This window comes from Paenarthrobacter sp. YIM B13468, from assembly GCF_042788025.1.
GTDB classification, from domain to species: domain Bacteria; phylum Actinomycetota; class Actinomycetes; order Actinomycetales; family Micrococcaceae; genus Arthrobacter; species Arthrobacter aromaticivorans.
The window spans coordinates 75,773-94,844 of sequence record NZ_JBHZPI010000022.1 but is presented as its reverse complement, the minus strand read 5'-3'; the positions used below and the strand labels follow the sequence as shown (position 1 = coordinate 94,844).

Annotated in this window: 20 protein-coding genes; 9 read left to right on the top strand and 11 right to left on the bottom strand. The window is 62.3% G+C overall.

Features of this window, described 5'->3' with window-relative positions; all coding sequences use genetic code 11:
• Window positions 1–15 precede the first annotated feature (15 nt).
• On the bottom strand, window positions 16–810 hold the full coding sequence (locus ACFX4T_RS19520) for a carbon-nitrogen family hydrolase (RefSeq protein WP_377653473.1): 795 nt from the start codon (window positions 808–810) through the stop codon (window positions 16–18).
• Window positions 811–898: 88 nt separating this feature from the next.
• Window positions 899–2,239, bottom strand: a complete 1,341-nt coding sequence (locus tag ACFX4T_RS19515; RefSeq protein ID WP_377653471.1) for an MFS transporter — start codon at window positions 2,237–2,239, stop codon at window positions 899–901.
• A gap of 224 nt (window positions 2,240–2,463) precedes the next feature.
• On the opposite strand from ACFX4T_RS19515, the gene ACFX4T_RS19510 reads away from it, so the two are divergent.
• On the top strand, window positions 2,464–3,105 hold the full coding sequence (locus ACFX4T_RS19510) for a GntR family transcriptional regulator (protein WP_377653469.1): 642 nt from the start codon (window positions 2,464–2,466) through the stop codon (window positions 3,103–3,105).
• Between the two features lie 20 nt (window positions 3,106–3,125).
• Here the strand turns inward: ACFX4T_RS19510 and ACFX4T_RS19505 are convergent, their stop codons facing one another.
• Complete coding sequence (locus tag ACFX4T_RS19505; protein WP_216921997.1) at window positions 3,126–3,419, bottom strand: DUF503 domain-containing protein; 294 nt, start codon at window positions 3,417–3,419, stop codon at window positions 3,126–3,128.
• Window positions 3,420–3,547: 128 nt separating this feature from the next.
• Here ACFX4T_RS19505 and ACFX4T_RS19500 point away from each other — a divergent pair, with 128 nt between their 5' ends.
• Genes ACFX4T_RS19500 through ACFX4T_RS19485 form a run of 4 tightly spaced genes read left to right on the top strand, consistent with a single transcriptional unit; the run spans window position 3,548 to window position 7,140 of the window.
• A complete protein-coding gene (locus tag ACFX4T_RS19500) occupies window positions 3,548–3,982 on the top strand; it encodes a SipW-dependent-type signal peptide-containing protein (RefSeq protein ID WP_377653466.1) in 435 nt (144 codons plus the stop codon).
• A gap of 34 nt (window positions 3,983–4,016) precedes the next feature.
• Window positions 4,017–5,195: a diguanylate cyclase gene (locus ACFX4T_RS19495; RefSeq protein ID WP_216921995.1), complete on the top strand. Its 1,179-nt coding sequence runs from the start codon at window positions 4,017–4,019 to the stop codon at window positions 5,193–5,195.
• Window positions 5,192–5,695 carry a hypothetical protein gene (locus ACFX4T_RS19490; RefSeq protein WP_216921993.1) on the top strand — a complete coding sequence of 168 codons (504 nt, stop codon included), beginning with the start codon at window positions 5,192–5,194 and terminating at the stop codon, window positions 5,693–5,695. Before ACFX4T_RS19495 ends, ACFX4T_RS19490 begins: the two co-directional genes overlap by 4 nt.
• The gene (locus ACFX4T_RS19485; RefSeq protein WP_377653464.1) at window positions 5,692–7,140 is read left to right on the top strand and encodes a putative bifunctional diguanylate cyclase/phosphodiesterase; all 1,449 of its coding nucleotides are present in this window, start codon (window positions 5,692–5,694) and stop codon (window positions 7,138–7,140) included. Before ACFX4T_RS19490 ends, ACFX4T_RS19485 begins: the two co-directional genes overlap by 4 nt.
• A gap of 83 nt (window positions 7,141–7,223) precedes the next feature.
• On the opposite strand, the gene purL is transcribed toward ACFX4T_RS19485, so the two are convergent.
• The 3 genes from purL to purS are packed head-to-tail and all read right to left on the bottom strand — an operon-like array spanning window position 7,224 to window position 10,556.
• The gene (purL, locus tag ACFX4T_RS19480; protein ID WP_216921991.1) at window positions 7,224–9,533 is read right to left on the bottom strand and encodes a phosphoribosylformylglycinamidine synthase subunit PurL; all 2,310 of its coding nucleotides are present in this window, start codon (window positions 9,531–9,533) and stop codon (window positions 7,224–7,226) included.
• Window positions 9,530–10,303: a phosphoribosylformylglycinamidine synthase subunit PurQ gene (gene purQ / locus ACFX4T_RS19475; RefSeq protein WP_377653462.1), complete on the bottom strand. Its 774-nt coding sequence runs from the start codon at window positions 10,301–10,303 to the stop codon at window positions 9,530–9,532. Before purQ ends, purL begins: the two co-directional genes overlap by 4 nt.
• 1 nt (window position 10,304) lies before the next feature.
• Window positions 10,305–10,556, bottom strand: a complete 252-nt coding sequence (gene purS, locus ACFX4T_RS19470; protein WP_011773385.1) for a phosphoribosylformylglycinamidine synthase subunit PurS — start codon at window positions 10,554–10,556, stop codon at window positions 10,305–10,307.
• A gap of 256 nt (window positions 10,557–10,812) precedes the next feature.
• Here purS and ACFX4T_RS19465 point away from each other — a divergent pair, with 256 nt between their 5' ends.
• Complete coding sequence (locus ACFX4T_RS19465; RefSeq protein ID WP_377653460.1) at window positions 10,813–11,007, top strand: hypothetical protein; 195 nt, start codon at window positions 10,813–10,815, stop codon at window positions 11,005–11,007.
• A 114-nt stretch (window positions 11,008–11,121) separates the two neighbouring features.
• Window positions 11,122–11,412: a DUF1540 domain-containing protein gene (locus ACFX4T_RS19460; RefSeq protein ID WP_144650113.1), complete on the top strand. Its 291-nt coding sequence runs from the start codon at window positions 11,122–11,124 to the stop codon at window positions 11,410–11,412.
• Between the two features lie 131 nt (window positions 11,413–11,543).
• Here the strand turns inward: ACFX4T_RS19460 and ACFX4T_RS19455 are convergent, their stop codons facing one another.
• Window positions 11,544–12,482, bottom strand: coding sequence for an NAD(P)-dependent oxidoreductase (locus ACFX4T_RS19455; RefSeq protein WP_377653458.1), 939 nt, complete (start codon window positions 12,480–12,482; stop codon window positions 11,544–11,546).
• Between the two features lie 269 nt (window positions 12,483–12,751).
• Here ACFX4T_RS19455 and ACFX4T_RS19450 point away from each other — a divergent pair, with 269 nt between their 5' ends.
• Entirely contained in the window at window positions 12,752–15,919 is a 3,168-nt protein-coding gene (locus ACFX4T_RS19450; protein WP_377653456.1) for a S8 family serine peptidase, read from the top strand.
• Window positions 15,920–15,983: 64 nt separating this feature from the next.
• Here ACFX4T_RS19450 and ACFX4T_RS19445 read toward each other — a convergent pair whose 3' ends face one another.
• The 4 genes from ACFX4T_RS19445 to ACFX4T_RS19430 are packed head-to-tail and all read right to left on the bottom strand — an operon-like array spanning window position 15,984 to window position 18,216.
• Window positions 15,984–16,373, bottom strand: a complete 390-nt coding sequence (locus ACFX4T_RS19445) for a serine protease inhibitor (RefSeq protein WP_377653454.1) — start codon at window positions 16,371–16,373, stop codon at window positions 15,984–15,986.
• Window positions 16,374–16,430: 57 nt separating this feature from the next.
• Complete coding sequence (locus ACFX4T_RS19440; RefSeq protein WP_377653452.1) at window positions 16,431–17,399, bottom strand: 3-methyladenine DNA glycosylase; 969 nt, start codon at window positions 17,397–17,399, stop codon at window positions 16,431–16,433.
• Window positions 17,332–17,925, bottom strand: a complete 594-nt coding sequence (locus tag ACFX4T_RS19435; protein WP_377653450.1) for an SSI family serine proteinase inhibitor — start codon at window positions 17,923–17,925, stop codon at window positions 17,332–17,334. Before ACFX4T_RS19435 ends, ACFX4T_RS19440 begins: the two co-directional genes overlap by 68 nt.
• 24 nt (window positions 17,926–17,949) lie before the next feature.
• A complete protein-coding gene (locus tag ACFX4T_RS19430) occupies window positions 17,950–18,216 on the bottom strand; it encodes a helix-turn-helix domain-containing protein (RefSeq protein WP_223947860.1) in 267 nt (88 codons plus the stop codon).
• A gap of 66 nt (window positions 18,217–18,282) precedes the next feature.
• On the opposite strand from ACFX4T_RS19430, the gene map reads away from it, so the two are divergent.
• Window positions 18,283–19,053 carry a type I methionyl aminopeptidase gene (gene map, locus ACFX4T_RS19425; RefSeq protein ID WP_377653448.1) on the top strand — a complete coding sequence of 257 codons (771 nt, stop codon included), beginning with the start codon at window positions 18,283–18,285 and terminating at the stop codon, window positions 19,051–19,053.
• Window positions 19,054–19,072: the final 19 nt, after the last annotated feature.

Here is a 19,072-nt window from a genome sequence, read left to right as displayed (position 1 = left end):
GTCTGGCCAAACTGGTCAAACGGCGAGGGCGTCGTAGGCCGCGAGCCGATCGCCAATGACCGGGAATTCGGTGCGTACTGCCTTGACCTGATCAGGATCGATGTCCACCATGAGCACCGATTCCCCGGCACCGGCTTCGGCGAGTACGTTGCCGGCCGGGTCCACCACCCTGCTGTGTCCTCCGAGCTCCACGCCTTCCTGGCTGCCTGCGGCGTTGCAGGCAATGACGAAGATTTGGTGCTCCAGCGCCCTGGCGGTTGTGAGCAGTCGCCAGTGTTCGCGACGCGCTGCGGGCCAGGCCGCCGGGACGATGACGATTTCCGCGCCCCGCGTGCTCAACTCCATCCACAATCCTGGGAACCGGAGGTCGTAGCAGGTGATCCCGGCCGTAGCTCCGAACGGCAACTCCACCACTGGAAGGGAGGATCCCGCGGTGAGGAGGCTGGCTTCCTTGGACTTGTAACCAAAGACGTGGATCTTCCGGTACGTGTGCAGGATTTTCCCGTCCGGTCCCAGCAGGATGGACCTGTTGCTGAGCCGGCCGTCCTCGCCGGCCTCGATGATGCTCCCGACGTGAAGGTACACACCAAGCTCCGCCGCCACCCGTGAGCACATGGACACGGTGGGGCCAGTGAGGGTCTCGGCCAGGGACTGGTACTCATCGAAGTGGAAGTATCCGGCACTCCACAGTTCAGGCAGGACGATCAGCTCGGCACCGTCGATGCCGCGAAGAATCGCTTCAACGCGATCTATCCGCTGCCCACGGGATTCCGAATCCGGACTGGCCACCTGGACGAGTGCGACTTTCATGGTTGTTTCCTTACTTTCGTGATTCGAGTTGGCACTTCGTGCCAATGTTTTGGGCAAACACTGTTATGAAGTGCCATCTCGCGAGGGACTATTTCTGCTCGTCCAGGTCGCTGAGCCGAAGGCCCTTGGTCTCCTTGGCGAACATGACCGAGACCATGGAGATCAGGCCCATCGCCGCGAGATAGATGCCGATCGCGTAGCCGGTGCCGAAGGCGCTGTAGAGAGCCAGGGCAATGATGGGGGACAGCGAGCCGGCGATCAGCGAGGCGAGGTTGTACGCAACCGAGGTGCCGCTGTAGCGGACATCCGTGGGGAAGAGTTCGGAGAAGAACGCACCGATCACGGAGCTGTAGGCGGCGAAGATCAACAGGCCGCCGACGGCGGCGGCAATGATGCCCCACACCTGGCCGGTGTTCAGCAGTGCGAAGAACGCGAACGCCCAGATGACTGTGGCGATCGAAGCGCCGATCATGATCGGCTTCCGGCCCACTTTGTCCGCATAGAGCGCCAGGATGGGGATAGCGACGACGGCGACGCCTTGGCCGATCATGACGGCGGTGAGGCCTGTCTGCCGCTGCAAGCCCATGATCTGGGTGACGTAGGTGATGATGAACAGCGAGTAGATGTAGAAGCCTGCGTTCTCACCCATGCGGCTGCCGGTGGCGATGAGCAGTTGGCGCCAGTTGCGGCGGAACAGAATGGCCAGGGGCAATTTACGTTCCTTGACGGCTTCTGCCTCGCGCTTCAGCTGTGCTTCCTTGAACAGCGGAGTCTCCTGAACGTAGAGACGCAGGACGAGGCCGATGATCACCAGCAGGGCGGACAGCCCGAAGGCGAGGCGCCAGCCCCACGCAAGGAATTCACTTTCGGGCATGGTGGCGGCGAGGATTGCCAGCACACCTGCGGCCATGAGGTTGCCCAGCGGCGGACCCATGTTGGGCCAGGATGCCCAGAACGCCCGGCGTGCACTGTCATTGCTGTGCTCGGAGACGAGGAGAACGGCGCCGCCCCATTCGCCGCCCAGTGCGAATCCCTGGATCAGGCGCAGCAGTAAGAGCAGCAACGGTGCTGCGACGCCGATGGCTGCATAAGAAGGGATGAACGCAATAAGTGTGGTGGCTACGCCCATGAGCATGAGGCTGGCTACAAGGGTGGCGCGACGGCCGTGCTTATCGCCGAGGTGCCCCAGGACGACGGCGCCCAGCGGACGGGCAAGGAAGCCGGCTGCAAATGTTCCCAGCGCCAGCATGGTGCCCACGAGCGGGTCATTAGTAGGGAAAAAGAGCTTGTTGAAAACCAATGCAGCGGCGGTGCCGTAGAGAAAGAAGTCGTACCATTCCACGGCCGTGCCGGCCAGGGACGAAGCAGCGACCACGGGCAGGCTGGAATGCTTTTGCTGCCTCAGTTCTGCTTTCTTCAAATCGGTCATTGTGGGGATCCTTTTGCGGTTGGGAGAGGCCGGGGCTTCCGGTGAAGCGAGGCCGATCCCAAGAAATTGAGGGGTTCCAAATGCGTGAGCGGAGTCACTGAACAACACTGTAGACTAGTTGTATACAACCCGTCTACATTGGACGAAGAAGTTTTTTGCGAGGTGTGGGCGGGGCTGAACCTTGAATGCAACTCGTATACTGGGCTTCGCGAGAAAGGCTCTCCATGATTCAGATGTCTCCCACTGCCCAATCACAGCCCGAAGTGGCGTACCAGTGGATGAAAAGCTATATCGCTGCCCTGCCTCGCGACGAGGAGACCTTCCTGAACGAGGCAGTCCTTGCCAAGTCCACCGGTACCTCGCGCACACCAGTCCGCGAAGCCCTGCTGCGACTGGAAGCGGAAGGTTTCGTCAAGCGCATCCCACACAAGGGTGCTTACGTGCCACCGATCTCGGATCCTGATGTCCGGGCCATCCTCCAGGCACGGTCCGTAGTGGAGAAGTGGGCCGTCTCAGCACTGGACAGCATGCCGGATGGGCAAGTCGACGCGTTCCAACGCATCATCGACCAGCAGCACGAAGCTAAGGACGACCCCGCCCGGTTCATTGAGTTGGACACCGAATTCCACACGCTCATGGTCCGTGCAGGAGGAAATCCAATCCTGGCCGATTTCTACGCTTCCCTTCGGCAGCGGCAACTCAGGATTGGTGTCCGCGCTGTCACGCAGGGGACGGACCGTGCGGGGGACGTGCTCCGCGAGCATCAGCTGATTGTGGATGCCCTGCGCAGCCGGAGCCTGGACGCCGCACATCAAGCGATCGATGCCCATCTGGATTCAACGCGGCTGGCGGTCATCGGCTACTAACCTCGCGGGATTCTGTACACCTAGTCTTCGCTGTGCAGCTCCCGTTGCCTTGCGCTGAGCAGCTCAAGCTCGGGCCGGGCAGCGACGAACCGTTCAACGGCGTCGAGCACTTCCTTGAGGTGCGCGCGGTCAGGCGCCACCAGTGCTGCCCCCAGCAAGGTCCGGCGATATTGGTCCTGCAATCCGGTCTCGGCGGCGGACACTTCGAAGCGGCGTTTGAGTTCAGCAACGAGGGGCCGTACGAGCGAGCGTTTCTCCTTGAGGCTATGGACATCGCCCAGGAGCACATCGAATTCAATCCAACCGATCCACATGGTTCATTATGAGCAGTCTCCGGACTGTAATCCTGAGCCAATCTTGAGGAAATGTCGCACCGGGATTGATCCAGCCCGATCAGACTGGAACCAGAGCAGGGCCGGAAGCAGCTAAGGGGGCGGGCGGCATGAGCAAGAACCATACCTGGCGCGCACTCGCGGGCGTAACCGCCGTCGCCGTTTCCATGATGATGGCACCTGCCGCGGCACTTGCTGCATTCTCTGCGACCGAGAATGCCAATCCTCAGTTCACGGCCATGCGTCTTCTGTCCCCGACCACCGCGGACGTGGTCATGGCCTGCTCATCGAACGGTGCCAAGGTCGCCGTGGATGTGAATTCCTTCGCGGAAGTTCCAGGCGCGAACTATCACGAGATCAAGCTATACAACCCCTCTGGGAGTTTGGAATTCACCGGCGACCTTAGCAAGAATGCCGGAAAGTCTTATAGGTCCGGAATTCAGCCTGTAGGCACGTGGACTTACGAAATCCGCGGGTATTACAAGGTTCCCGGCACGACCAACATGTGGAAAGGCTCCGCTTTGACAGGAACCCTGACATGTTAGAAATTGGCGTGGGACCAATCGGCAGGAGCGAACAATGGTGCTTGACTCGTTTTCGGTGAGGATAGCCCTCGGAGTGGTCACATTGACGCTCTTCGCGCTGTTCGTCGCCTCGTACCGCCGCACCCGGTCACCCTACGCGGGCTGGTGGAGCCTGGCCCTGCTGCAGTTCATGCTGGGAAACACGGCGTTCCTCCTGAACGGAACATCGGCCCAGCACTGGGCCAACCCTTTCGGCAACGTCCTGGTGGTGGCCGGAGCGTTCAGCGTCTGGGCGGGTGCCCGTACGCTGCGGGACCTTAAAGCGGCACCATGGCAACTCGCCGTCGCTCCCGTCATCACTGCGGTGGCCTCCGTGTTGGAAAGCCCCGGCTCCAACGTTTGGTCCGGCGGCTTCGTGTACCTGGCCATGATGACCCTTGGCATCTCACTGGCGGCACGTGACTTGTGGTTCATCAAGGCGACCCACTCGCAAGTGCACAAAGCGCTGTCCCTGGCCGCCGGACTTTTGGCCATCTACTATCTGGGCCGCTGGGGCGTCTACGCGTTGCAAGGGCCGGACAGCGAATCATTCCGTAGCTATTTTGGTCCGGGGCCCTCTGGCCTGGTGTCCTTGGTGCTGCTGGTAACGGTGTCCTTCAGCATGACCACACTGAGCAGCGACCAACTGATCAAGGGCCTGAAGGAACGGGCCACCAAGGACCACCTGACGGGTCTTCTCAACCGGGGAGCCTTCCTGGATCTGGCGTCCACCGAGCTCAAACGATTGCGCGCCAATGAGTCCGGTGCAGCAATAGTCCTGGCTGATCTGGACCACTTCAAGCTGGTCAACGACGCCCACGGTCACCGCGCTGGGGACGCCGCCTTGAAGGCTTTCGCCGAGGCCTGCACGTCCTCGGTCAGGTCTACGGATCTCATCGGCAGGTACGGCGGGGAAGAATTCGTTCTCTTCCTGCCCGGAGCCACGCAGGAGCGGGCCCAAAGCATTGCGGTCGAGATCAGCCGCCGTATGGCTTCCACCGAGGTTCCGGAGGGCGTGTCCTTCCCAACCATCAGCTACGGAGTCACGGCAAGCACCCCTGCTGCCCCAGACCTCACCTCCATGATCGAGGTGGCAGACGCAGCCCTGTACAGCGCCAAAGCACAGGGAAGAAACCGGATTGTAGGAGCCGACCGCCTCCAGGCGGCCACTATCGCTGACGAGGCACGATCATGACAATCAATGAACTCACCACCCGGATCCAGATCCAGCACAACCAGGAACTAAGTGCTTTCAGGCAAGACATCACCAGTGCTCCGTATCAGGCTGGAACACCCGCGGCCTTGAACGTGGCCCGGCGTTCTGTGCGGATGCAACCTGTCCAGTCCGTAGGCGACGACAGCGCAAACCTGACCATTGTGGCCGATGTCGAGGGCCTTGCATGGTTCACCGCCGATAAGGGCCTCCTGGGCAGTTGCATTACGGTCTCCATCGCCGGCCATCGGCGAAACACCGGAACGCGCGTACCCCTTCCATTGGCTGAATGCGATGCGTGGATTGAGGCCATTCTCGGAGGCTCATGGATTACCCATGTGTACCGGGCCGGGACTCCGATAGAAGGAGACGGCAGGCTGGATGTTGCCTCGTACCGGCTCTTCCTCGACGAACGCCGCAACCCAGTCGCCAAACCGAAAGCCGTAGCCGACGATACCCTGCGTCGCATGGAAGCGTCGTGAGCGCAACCCAGCCCAGCGCAACCCAGCCCAGCGGAATCCATCCCACCCGCTCCTTCCCGGCCGACATTGACGCCCGGATCGGGAAACTTGAGCGGCACATCAGGGCGTTGATGGAGGAACTCCACCGCGCACGCCACGAGCAGCGGCGGGAAGTCTTCACGGATGCCCTCACGGGACTTGGCAACCGCGTGGCTTTGACGGATGCCTTTATTGAAGCCCAGGAGGCTGCTGCCAGGGGCGCAACCCCGGCCGCGCTCCTCCTGCTTACCCTGGACGGCTTCAAGGGACTCAAGAAGTCCGCTGGCTATGCTTCCGCGGACCAGATTCTGGTCACGGTGGGGATGCGGATCCGCTCGGCGGTGAGGGAGAACGACGTCGTCACCCGCCTGGGCGGCGACGAATTCGCCGTGCTGTTGCCCGCCACGCCGCAAAACCGGGCGGCCGCCGTCGGAAACCGTATCCTTGCGGCGCTGGAACCCAACATCGACCTCGGGAACAGCAGTGTCCGCTGCGGTGCCAGCATGGGCCTGCGGATTGCCGAGCCGCACCACAGCGTCGAGGACCTTCTCCAGGAGGCCGATATGGCGATGGAGGAGTCCAAGAGCGAGGGCCGGAACAAGCTCAAGTTGTTCGATCCCACCACGCTTCATGCCCGGCAACTCCAGCGCCAGATCGTGGGGGAGCTCCGGGAAGCCATCCGCTCGGACCAGCTGGTCCTCTTTTACCAGCCGATCGTTGAGCTGGCCACCGGCCGGATTGAGGGCAGCGAGGCCTTGGTCCGCTGGAACCACCCTGTGCGTGGCCTCATCATGCCGGACCATTTCATCCCTGTTGCAGAGGCCAGCGGATTGATCGCCGAGTTGGGGCGCTGGGTGCTCCGCGCGGCTGTGGAGCAACTGCGTCAGTGGCGGGAGAACCCCGCCACGGCACAACACAATTTCACGATGCGAATCAACGTCTCCGCTGCAGACCTGCAAAGCCTGGAGTTCGTGGACGATGTGCGGGACGCGTTGGCCAAGACGGGTCTGCCGCCGGAATCACTGGTTTTGGAGCTTACCGAGAGCGCTATCATCCAGAACAACGAGCTGGATCGCTACACCTTGGCGAGCCTGCACCGCCTGGGCGTCGGGCTGGAGATCGACGACTTCGGCACAGGCTACTCGTCCATGGGATACCTGCGAAAACTTCCCGTGGACGCGGTGAAAGTGGACCGGCAGTTCGTCCAGGAACTTAGCAAGGACAGTACCCAGTTGGGTTTCCTTGCCGCGATCCAACAGGTAATCCGCTCCTGCGGACTGCAGGGAATCTGGGAAGGAATCGAAACGGCGGAACAGGCCGAAGCGCTGCGAAGCATCGGATGCACGAGCGGACAAGGCTACTATTTCGGCCGACCTCTGCCCGGACCGGAATTCACGGACCAGCTCTCCCGGCAACAGCCCGCTTAAAAAGCAACGCGGGGTCACTTATGGCCCATCCCGAGGGGATTTATGGGCCGTAAGTGACCCCGCGTTGCTTAGCGGCGGGAGGCTTAGCCGAAGTACTTCGGCAAGGTGGCCTCGTGTGCTTCGCGGAGAGCGTCCAAGGACAGCTCGTCCACGCCGTTGATCTCCAGCTTCGCGCTGGCAGCATCAACGACGCCGATCCGGAGGTGGGCGAAGCCGCGGGCGGTGCACATGTCCTTGAAGCGGACTTCCTCGGAGCGCGGCACCGAGACGATTGCGCGCGCCTGGGACTCGGAGAACAGTGCGGTGAACAGGTCCACGCCGTCGCGCTCCAGGAGTTCCTCGAGGGCGATCCGGGCGCCAACGCCGTAGCGCAGTGACGACTCCACGAGTGCGGCTGCAAGCCCGCCTTCGGAGAGGTCGTGTGCGGCGTCAACCATGCCGTCGCGGGAAGCGTTGATGAGGATCTCACCAAGCTGGCGCTCAGCTGCGAGGTCGACCTTCGGCGGCAGGCCACCGAGGTGTCCACGCAGGTTGGACCATTCCGAACCGTCCAGTTCTGCTGCGGTGGTGCCCAGCAGGTAGATTGCCTGGCCATCCTCGCGCCACCCCGACGGCGTACGGCGGGCGACGTCGTCGAGCTTGCCCAGGACTGCCACCACAGGGGAGGGGTGGATCGGCGTGGTGCCGGTCTGGTTGTACAGGGAGACGTTGCCGCCGGTGACGGGAATGCCGAGTTCCATGCAAGCGTCCGAGAGGCCACGGATGGCTTCGGCCAGCTGCCACATGACGTCCGGGTCCTCAGGGGAACCGAAGTTCAGGCAGTCGCTGACGGCCATCGGAACAGCACCGGAGGTGGCCACATTGCGGTAAGCCTCGGCCAACGCGAGCTGGGCTCCCTGGTACGGCTCAAGGTAGGTGTAGCGGCCGTTGGCATCGGTAGCCAAGGCAACGCCCAGGCCGGTTTCCTCGTCAACGCGGACCACGCCGGCATCATCCGGGAAGGCCATGGCAGTGTTGCCGCCAACGTAGCGGTCGTACTGCTTGGTGATCCAGTCCTTGCTGCACATGTTCGGCGAAGCGACCAGTTCAGTAACGGCTGCAGCCAGTTCCGACGGAGCGGAAGGACGGCCGGCATCCTCGACGGAACCGGTGAAGGAGTTCGCCTGGACCGAGTCCTGCCATTCCGGGCGTGCGAACGGGCGGTCGTAGACCGGGCCGTCGTGCGCAACGGTGCGGGGGTCGACGTCGACGATTACTTCGCCTTCCCAGGTGATGATGAGGCGACCTGTATCGGTGACCTCACCCAACCAGGAGTACTCCACGGCCCACTTGTCCATCACAGCTTCGAAAGCTTCGATGTTCTCGGGGGTGACCACGGCCATCATGCGTTCCTGCGACTCGGACATGAGGATCTCGCCCGGGGTCAGCGTGGGGTCGCGCAACAGGACAGAGGTCAGTTCGACCTCCATGCCGCCGTCGCCGTTGGAGGCGAGCTCGGACGTGGCACAGGAAATACCAGCAGCGCCGAGGTCCTGGATGCCTTCAACCAGCGAGCCCTTGAAGAGCTCGAGGCAGCACTCAATGAGGACCTTCTCAGCGAAGGGGTCGCCCACCTGGACGGCGGGGCGCTTGGAAGGCTTGGTGTCGTCGAAGGACTCCGAGGCCAGCACCGAAGCGCCGCCGATGCCGTCGCCACCGGTGCGGGCGCCGAAGAGGACAACCTTGTTGCCCTTGCCGGAGGCGTTGGCCAGGCGGATGTCCTCGTGGCGCATGACGCCTACAGCGAGTGCGTTCACCAGCGGGTTGCCCTGGTAGACGGAGTCGAAGACCATCTCGCCGCCGATGTTCGGCAGGCCGAGGCAGTTGCCGTAGCCACCAATGCCGGCAACGGCACCGTGCATGACGCGTGCGGTGTCCGGGTGGTCGATCGCGCCGAAGCGCAGCGGGTCCATGACGGCAACCGGGCGTGCGCCCATGGAGATGATGTCGCGGACGATGCCACCGATGCCGGTAGCGGCACCCTGGTACGGCTCAACGAACGACGGCGAGTTGTGGGACTCGATCTTGAACGTCACGGCCCAGCCGTCGCCAAGGTTGGTGACGCCGGCGTTCTCGCCGATGCCCACCAGCATGTCCTTCTTCATTTCCTCGGTGACCTTCTCGCCGAACTGGCGGAGGTGGTTCTTGGAGGACTTGTAGGAGCAGTGCTCGCTCCACATAACGGAGTACATGGCGAGCTCGGCGCCGGTGGGGCGGCGGCCCAGGACCTTGACGATCTCGTCGAATTCGTTCTGCTTCAGGCCCAGCTCAGCCCACGGGAGTTCCGTGTCCGGGGTCTTGGCAGCGTGCTCAACAGTATCGATGTTGAACTTCTTGGTGGTTTCCGTGGTCACTTGTCGCCTCCCACAATCTTGTTCAAAACGGAGGTGAAGAAGCCCAGGCCGTCGGTGTCGGAGCCACCGATTCCATCGAGGGACTCAGGTCCGAAACCGACCTCAACCGCGTGCTCGGGGTGGGGCATGAGCCCAACCACGTTGCCGGCGGCGTTGGAGATGCCTGCGATGTCGCGGCGGGAGCCGTTCGGGTTGAAACCTACGTAGCGGAACACCACGCGGCCCTCAGCCTCAAGGGCATCCAGGGTCTTCTCGTCAGCGATGTACTGGCCGTCCTGGTTCTTCAGCGGCACAACGATTTCCTGGCCGTCTGCGTAATCCAGGGTCCAGGCCGTGTTGGCGTTCTCCACGCGCAGCGTCTGGTCCCGGCAGATGAACTTCAGGTGGTCGTTCTTGATCATGGAACCCGGCAACAAGTGCGACTCGGTCAGGATCTGGAAACCATTGCAAATACCCAAAACCGGGAGCTTCGCGTCAGAGTTGGCTGCGTCGATAATCTTGGTCATCAGCGGGGCGAAACGCGAAATAGCGCCGGCACGGAGGTAGTCGCCATAGGAAAAACCACCGGGGATGATGACTGCATCAACATCGCCCAGTTCGGTGTCTGCGTGCCAGAGAGACACCGCCGTGGCGCCTGCAAGCCGCACTGCACGGGCGGCGTCGCGGTCGTCAAGGGTGCCGGGGAAGGTGACGACGCCGATCTTGGCACCGGCCAGGCGGGGCTCAGCGGCGACGGCCACGGCCTCGCCAATCAGGGGGATCGATGTCATATCAGGCCTCGACGACCTCGACGTTGACAACATCCTCGATCACCGGGTTGGACAGGAGGGTCTCTGCGGCCTCACGGGCCTGGGCCAGGATAGCGTCGGTCACCTCGCCGTCGACTGTCAGTTCGAAACGCTTGCCCTGACGGACTGCGCTGAAGCTGTTGAAGCCGAGGCGGGGCAGTGCACCCACGATGGCTTTCCCCTGGGGGTCCAGAATCTCGGGCTTGGGCATGACGTCAACGACGATCCGGGGCATCCGGTAACTCCTGTGCGTGAGTTGGGTGAACCTTAAATAAGGCTGCCGCGGAGGTGCCGTCTCACGCCGTTCAACTGAGTTTCTTACAGCGTGGGGGCGCTCCGCGAGCTTGCACACCTATCTTACCGGGACGGGCGCGCATACCCTATTCAGCCGGATTCCGCGAGGACCCCCCGCCGATCGCCACCAAATTGGGAGCAATGAAAGCCCGACGGCGGCACTCGCCGGGCGAGGCGCCCGTCACTAGGATTGTGGCATGGCGGAGAAACCGAGGTCGATGGTGCTGGGCGTTGTAGCCGCAGCTGTTTTTGCGGGTCTGGGAAGAATGGTCATTCAGAAAATCAAGGCTGACAGGGCGGCGAGGGAACACCACATGACAGCCCCGTTGGATAAGGAAACGCGCGCGAAGATCAGCGACGCGCTCCGCACACCAGGCAGTAAACGGCATTAGCGCACGCACAAATGCGCTATTTCTTCGGGTTAAATCCGGCCGAGGCGGCGTAGTTTAGGGACTACACGCGGGGTTCAGGCCCTTTGTTAAATCCGGATCCAACCAGGAGGAACAATGACCGAACACATTGCCGAAGTATCCGCCTGTAGCGTCGGCAGTTGCGGCTTCAACCATGACGGATGCACTGCTTTTGGAATCACCATTGGTGGATCGCAGGACCACGCTTCCTGCGCCACATTCATCGACACCAACGCAATGGGCGGCCTTCCCAAGGTCCTTGCCCATGTGGGTGCTTGCCAGCGGTCCGAATGCGTTCACAACAACAACCTCATGTGCGAGGCCCACGACGTCAGGGTCGGCCCTGGCCGTGAGGCCGCCGACTGCCTGACCTACGAGCACGCCTGACTTTATCTCTTTCGCCAAAGTGGGTCCGTCCTGGTGGGCGGGCCCACTTTTTCGCGCGGCGCCACCCAACTGAGTAGCAGCTGAGCGCGTTTTGACGGCTCTAAACGCGCTCTAATGCGACCCAGTTGGGATCAGCGGTCGACGACGTTGATCAGGTCGATTCCTTCCCGGAGCGCCGAGATGTTGGCCAGGACCAATTGTGCTGAGCCCTTGGGCCGGTTGCCTGCCACGTGCGGGGTAATGATCAGGTTTGGGGAGCTCCAGAGCTTGGAGTCTGCGGGCAGGGGTTCCTCCTTGGTGACGTCCAATGCAGCCGCCCGGAGGCGACCCTCGTGCAGCGCGGCTACGAGGGCATCCTCGTCAACCGTGGCTCCGCGGCCCACGTTGATGAACACCGCGGTATCGGGCATTGCCTCAAGGATCTCCGCGTTCAGGGCATTCTCTGTTTCCGGTACAGCCGGCAGGATCGAGACCAGGACGTCCGTGGTGTGCAGGATTTCCGGAAGATTCTCGGTTGCCACCACGGGGAATCCGTAGCGCTCGCCGGCAGAGTTCGCAATGCCGGTGACCTTGGCGCCCAATGCTGCCAGCAGGGGAGCGAGTCGTCCCGCGATGGAGCCGAACCCCCAAATGGTGACGTTCGCGCCGTCGAGCGTGTACTGCTGTTCCGTGGCGGCAGCCGACTGGGCCACGTTGTAGGCGCGCTCCCACGTGGCCGTCCTTTGTGCGTCGTACAGTACGTCCAGCCGACGGACGGCAGCGAGGATCAAAGCCAAGGCGTGCTCGGCCACTGGACCGTCGTGAAGTGAGCGACCTGACGCGATAGACACGTTGGTTCCAAATCCCGCTGCCAGCACTGAATCCGGTCCGGCTGCAAGGGTCTGAACGAGTTTGAGCGCGGTCATCCGCTTGGCTGCGTCCGCGAGGTTGGCGCCGGTGTTCTGCCAGACAACCAGGACCTCCGCGTCAACGTGCTCGTCCGGAACGGGCTCATCCACCTTGTAAACGAACACATCCTCGCCGGAGTTGGAAAGATCCAGGCTGATGGTGTTTGGGACAAGGATTTTCACTGCAGCTCCATCGCTAAAGGGTTATTGCCGTACGTGCAATGAAAAGTATCCTGAAGCCCGTTGTCCCGTCGTCATGTGACGCGAATTTGCGGCAGTGACGCGACAAAATTCACAAACTGTGCTGTATGTCATATTTGCCTCTCACTCTGTACTCTGTGACTCGGATGGTTGCTTTGTTTTGACAGGACCTGTCAAAAAAGCAGCCATCTCCAGTTGACAGGCCTTGGCGATGGAGCCTGGGCCTCACTCAGTGAAAGGTGCTATCACTCGTGAAATCACAAGGAAAGAGCTTCGTCAGAAGCGGGGGGCTTCGAAAGGCAGCGGCCCTCGCCGTGGGTTTGCCGTTGCTGCTCTCTTCCGTGGCGTTGCCGGCCCAGGCAGCTCCCTCCCCGGAGAAGGAGTCCGGGAACCAGACAGGCGTGGTCAAGAAGAACCTTGACCCCAGCGCCTACAAGGACGGCCGCTACATGGTTGTCCTGGCAGAAAAGCCTGCGGCTACATATGACGGCGGTACGCCGGGTCTTGCGCCCACCAAACCGGAAGAGGGCAAGAAGCTCGATTCCGGCAGCGCGGAGGTGAAGGATTACCAGAAACATCTGCAACAGGCGCAGCAGGAAGTCGCGCAGCAAGAAAACGTCACCATTGAACGTGACTTCACCACCGCCGTTAACGGCTTCAGCGCCAACCTGACGGCAGACCAGGCCATCAGCCTGGCCAAGGACCCCAAGGTCCTGATGGTCGCACCGGACACACAGTACGCACCTGACTACTCCACCACTGACTTCCTGAAACTTAGCGGCCCCAACGGCACCTGGGCAACGCAATACGGAGGCCAGGAGAACGCCGGCAAGGGCACCGTCGTTGGTGTCATCGACACCGGATACACACCCTCCAATCCCTTTTTCGCCGGCGATCCCGTCGGCCCACTGGTCGGCGACCCCCAGGTGGGCGTCCCTTACCGGACCGCTGACGGCAAGATCGCGATGCTGAAGGCGGACGGCGATACCTTCATCGGCGAATGCCAGCCCGGCACGGACACAGGCGCCAGCTATGACGGCAGCGCCTGCAACTCCAAGGTCCTCAGCACCCACTACTTCGCGGATGGCTTCCTGGGAAGCGTCCCCCCGGAAAACCGTGCCCCCGAGGAAGTCATCTCGCCCGTCGACGTGGACAGCCACGGCACCCACACCGCGAGCACGGCGGCAGGTAACGGCAACGTCGACGCCGTGGTGGACGGCCGCAGCTTCGGCATCACCAGCGGCATCGCTCCTGCCGCCAAGCTCTCCATCTACAAGGTCTGTTGGGAAGACACAGATCCGACGACGGGCGGCTGCTACGGCTCCGCTTCGGTGGATGCCATTGAACAGGCCATCCTGGACGGCGTGGATGTGCTGAACTACTCCATCTCCGGTTCCACCACATCCACTACCGATCCCGTATCGCTGGCGTTCCTTTCCGCTGCGTCGGCCGGCATCTTCGTGGCCACCTCCGCCGGAAATTCCGGACCAACACCCAGCACCGTGAACCACGGAGCACCTTGGTTGACCACTGTGGCTGCGACCTCTTTCTCGCAGGAACTGCAAGGCACCATTGAATTCTCCGATGGCAGCAAATTCCGCGGAGCGAGCATTATGAACCACGAGGTGAGCGGGGCCGGCGTAGTGCTTTCCACCAACGCGGCAAGCGGTGAAGGCAATGCAGCGCTGTGTGCTCCCGGCTCGCTGGATCCGGCCAAGGTCACCGGCAAGGTTGTTGTGTGTGACCGTGGCGTGGTTGACCGCACCGCCAAGAGCGCGGAGGTCCTCCGGGGCGGTGGCGTCGGAATGATCCTCGTGAACCTGACGGAATCGTCGCTGGACACGGACAAGCATGCTGTTCCCACTGTCCATGTGAACCCTCCGGCCACGCAGACCATCAAGGACAAGGTGACGGCCGACCCGGCGATCACCGTATCCCTGCTGGACCACGACACCACGGGACTGCCCGCTGAGCCCCAGCCGCAGATCGCTGGATTCTCATCCCGCGGCCCACTGCTGGCAACAGATTCCGATCTTCTGAAGCCTGACGTATCAGCACCCGGCGTCGCTATCCTTGCTGGCGTTTCGCCCATCGGAACCGGCGGAGACAACTTTGGATTCCTGTCAGGAACGTCCATGGCTTCTCCGCACGTAGCTGGTTTCGGCGCCCTGATCCTGGCCAAGAACCCACAGTGGTCACCGGCAACCGTGAAATCGGCGATGATGACCACCGCCGGTCCCGTGAAGCTGGCCAATGGCGCTGTCAACAAGGACGTCTTCGCCACCGGCGCAGGCCAGGTGGACCCCGCAAAGGTCCTCAGCCCAGGTTTGGTTTACGACGCCACCACCGAGGACTACCTCAAATTCGTTCAGGGCACGGGCCTGGACCTCGGCATTGAAGGACTTGGCACCACGCAGCCGCGGGACATGAACGTCCCCTCGTTTGCGCTGGGCAACCTGGCCGGCAAGATCGAGGTCACACGGACAGTTACAGCCCTGACACCGGGCCTCTACCGCGCCTCCGTCAACGTTCCCGGTGTCAACGTCAAGGTCACACCGAGCGTGCTGAACTTTGCCGCCGCGGGTGAAAAGAAGACGTTCAAGGTGCAGTTCGAGAACAACAATGCAGCCCTGAGCGAGTTCGCCATGGGTTCACTCAGCTGGCAGGGTGCCAACAAGACAGTCACCTCGCCCATTGCCGTCCGTCCGCAATCTGTCATCGCGGATAAGGCAATGGCCTTCACGGGAACAGGCCCCAACGGCTCAGCAGCCATCAACATCGTCTCCGGCACCAACGCACCGGTGGGAGTCACGGTTGATGGGCTGTCCAAGGCGGATTCCTCAGCAATTGAATTGGTTCCGGGTCCCTTTGCCGGCGAGACCAATGCCTCGAACTTCGTCAAGAAGGTAACGGTGGGGGAGAACAGTGCCTTGGCCAAGTTCTCGGTCATATCCTCCGACGAAGCAGCGGACTTCGACATGCTCGTTCTGACCCCGACGGGTCAGCAGCTCCCGTCCGCGACCGGCTCGGCCAGCGAATCCGTCACGGTGCCCGATCCCGAGCCGGGAGACTACTACGTTTTCGCCAACCTTTACGCGAGCCCCAACAACCAGCCCACCAAGGCAACAGTTGATGCCGCAGTCCTGGGGGCCAACGAGGGCAACGCCACGGTGACGCCCAACCCGATCCGCCTCGCCAACGGCAAGGCCGGCACCATCTCGTTGAACTGGACCAACCTCACGCCGGGCTCCTACATTGGACGCCTGACGTTCGAGGGCACCAGCGAACCCAGCTTCGTCACCGTAGTGGTGAGTCCTGGCGGTGCCGCCGTTGTTCCGGATGACGAAAACCCAAAGAAGGAAAAGAAGAACAACAAGATCCGCGGAGACGAGCCAACGCAAAGCAACAACGCAAGCTAGCTCGTTCGTGGAATTTGTGGACAGCTGACGCCCTATCTCAAGGGCGTCAGCTGTCCACACAAAGTCAGACCGCGCCGGTGGATCCTCCTGTGCCGCCCAGGAGTGGTGCCATTGCCCGCCAGCGCGCGATCTCGCAGCCATCGGTTCTGCTGAGCTTGCTTTGGACCTTCCGCCCACGGAACCAACCTGTCACAAGGGCCACCTGCGGGCCCCCGTACTGTTGGGTACAGATCCGGTCCGGCCGCGGCTCCGGAAAGAATACTTCCTCGCCGAACTGCTCGACGGCGGCAAGGGCCGCGGCGGCGTCCGGCAGGTTCGAGTCGATCGAGCCCGGCTCCTGAGACAGAATGCCCTTAGCGGACCGCAGGTGGAACTCAGTAGGCGCGGCGCCAGGTGCCTCTGTCAGCGTGACGGTGAGGTCGACGTCGTACTCGCTGTTGTCGGGAGAAACCATGGTTACCTTTCGCTGGTGGCGGCGGGTGCTTGCGGCAAGAGTCCCGCGGGACGTTCCCTAAAGCAGCGGTTGGATTGCCTGAAGCACGCGGGCCCGCAGCGTCTGGGATTCGGCCGCAAAAGCCCGCTGGTACTCAACGTACTCGGCCTTGCCCTGCGGTGTCTCGATCCTGATGGGCGGGTAGCCCCATTCTTCGAGATCGTAAGGGGAAGCCTGCATGTCCATAGTCCGGATCCGCCACGACAGTTCGAAGCAGTCCATCACCAACTCGCTCGGCAGCGCCGGAGTCAGTTTGTAGGCCCATTTGTACAGGTCCATGTTGGCGTGGAGGCAGCCCGGTTGTTCCATGGTGCGCTGGTTTTCACGGGTGGGCGTGAGCTCGTTCAGCGGGACAGCGTCCGGCGTGTAGAAACGGAAGGCATCGAAGTGGGAACAGCGGATACGGTTCTGCTCCACCACGGTGTCAGTGCCCTCCGCGCCAAGCCGCAGTTTCAAGTACTCGTGCCGCAACTCGAATTTCTCCTGCCGGTACACCATTGCCCACTCATGGAGGCCGAAGCAGCCGAACTGACCCGGGCGCTTCGCGGTGCCGTTGAGGATAACGCCGGCGAAGCTGACGGCCTCGGCGCGTTGGGCCATGAAACTCTCCCTGTCAAAGGTGACCGCGGGGGTACCTGGCGGCAGTCCGACGGCGGCGAGGTCGCCGTCGTCGAGCATGCGGTAGAACTTCCAGTTGGCGCGCTCAAGGGCACGTCCGCCACTTAACACCACACCGTCGCCGGGATGCCAGCGAAGCAATTGGCCGGGTTTCTGGGTGTAGTAGGTGAAGAGGAAGTCCTCCACGGGATGTTTCTGTCCTGCCGACCGGCGGGCCAAATAGGGGTCGGCGTACCGGGCGACGCGTGCATGATGGGCGGCCTCCAACCCGAGCCAATGCTCTTGGGGGAGGTGCTGCGGCCTAAGCTGCTCCACCACTGGAACCGATGATGGCGCTGGCCGCGTCCCACAAGGCGATTTGGCAGCCATCGGTGCGGCTGAAGGAAGCGGAAATTTCCATGCCGTCAACCGCGCCGGTTACCTTGGCCGTTTGCGGTCCGCCGAACTGTTGCGTGCACTCTTGGTCGCTCTTGATGGGTGCGTGGCTGAGCAGCGAAGGATTATTCTTCAGCGCAGTGCAGGCCGCATCCGCGGTGGGGTGTTTGCTTTCGGCTGCCGGGGCGCCATCGATGCAGACGAGCGTGTAGTGCTGCGGTGCTGCGTCGGCGGACTCAAGCACCGTGATGGAGAGTTCAGCGTTTCCCTGTCCCGGGGTGGGCTTGACCGCCGGGAGGCTGGGGTCCGGTGTTGTGTCTTCGGGGCCGAGGGTTGTGGGCACCTGGGTTGGCGTTGGTTTGGAGGGCGTAGCGCTGGGGGAACTGGCGCTGGGACTGACGGACGACGACGGCGCGGAGGTAGCGCTGCTCGACCCACCCGGGGCGGGGGTGCCCGAGCAGCCGGCCAGGCCAGCGAGGGCCAGGACGGCTATGAGGGGCCGAACGAAGCGCGAGCGCATGGAATCTCCTTGGTTGCTGCCATTTTACGCCGGTGCGGCAATGCTTTCGGGCTGGCTGATCCCTGCCCACACCTCATCGAGGGACAGCCCGAGGACATCGGCTATCGCTGCGATGGTCTGGAATGCCGGGGTTGCCACACGTCCGGACTCAATCTTTCGAAGTGTCTCCGGTGAAACCTGGGCCTCGAGTGCAATTTCCAGCATGGAGCGCCCTCCCCGGGCTCGACGCAACATGGCGCCGAGACGCTGCCCGCGTTCGACCTCTTCAGCTGTGAGTGGCAACCTAACCATGGCTCCAATTCTAATACCGGGATAATATGGCCGGGATAGTTATTGGTTGAACGGGAAAGGCGCCGCATGATCGAGATTCTGAGCCGCACCGAACTGCATCGGGCAAAGGAGGCCGGTGCCTTGGTGGCCGACATCCTTCAAGCGATGAAGAGTCGCAGCATGGTGGGCGTCAACCTCTTGGAGATTGATCAATGGGCGCGAGCCATGATCGTCGATGCCGGGGCCCAATCCTGCTACGTCGACTATTCGCCGTCCTTTGGGCGCGGTCCTTTTGGGCACTACATCTGCACGTCCGTCAATGACGCTGTACTCCATGGACTGCCTCACGACTACACACTTGCCGACGGCGACCTCGTGTCCCTGGACCTCGCCGTTTCCAAGAATGGGGTCGCTGCAGACTCCGCTATCAGCTTCACAGTGGGCGATTCAAAGCCCTCGGACAGCCTGGCAATGATCGACGCAACCGAGCGGGCCTTGAGCGCAGGGATAGCCGTGGCCGGACCTGGCGCCCGCATCGGTGATATCTCCCATGCCATAGGCTCGGTCCTCAGTGCGGCCGGATACCCGATCAATACCCAGTTCGGTGGTCATGGCATCGGATCGACGATGCATCAGGACCCGCACATCGCCAATGCCGGGAGGCCGGGCCGTGGATACAAATTGCGTCCCGGATTACTGCTGGCACTGGAGCCTTGGGTTATGGCGGACACCGCCGAGCTTGTTACCGACGACGACGGGTGGACGCTGAGAAGCGCCACAGGTTGCCGTACGGCCCACAGTGAGCACACAATAGCCATCACCGACGACGGGGCCGAGATTCTCACGTTGGCGCGCTGAGCCGGGACCCGGGTGGCGC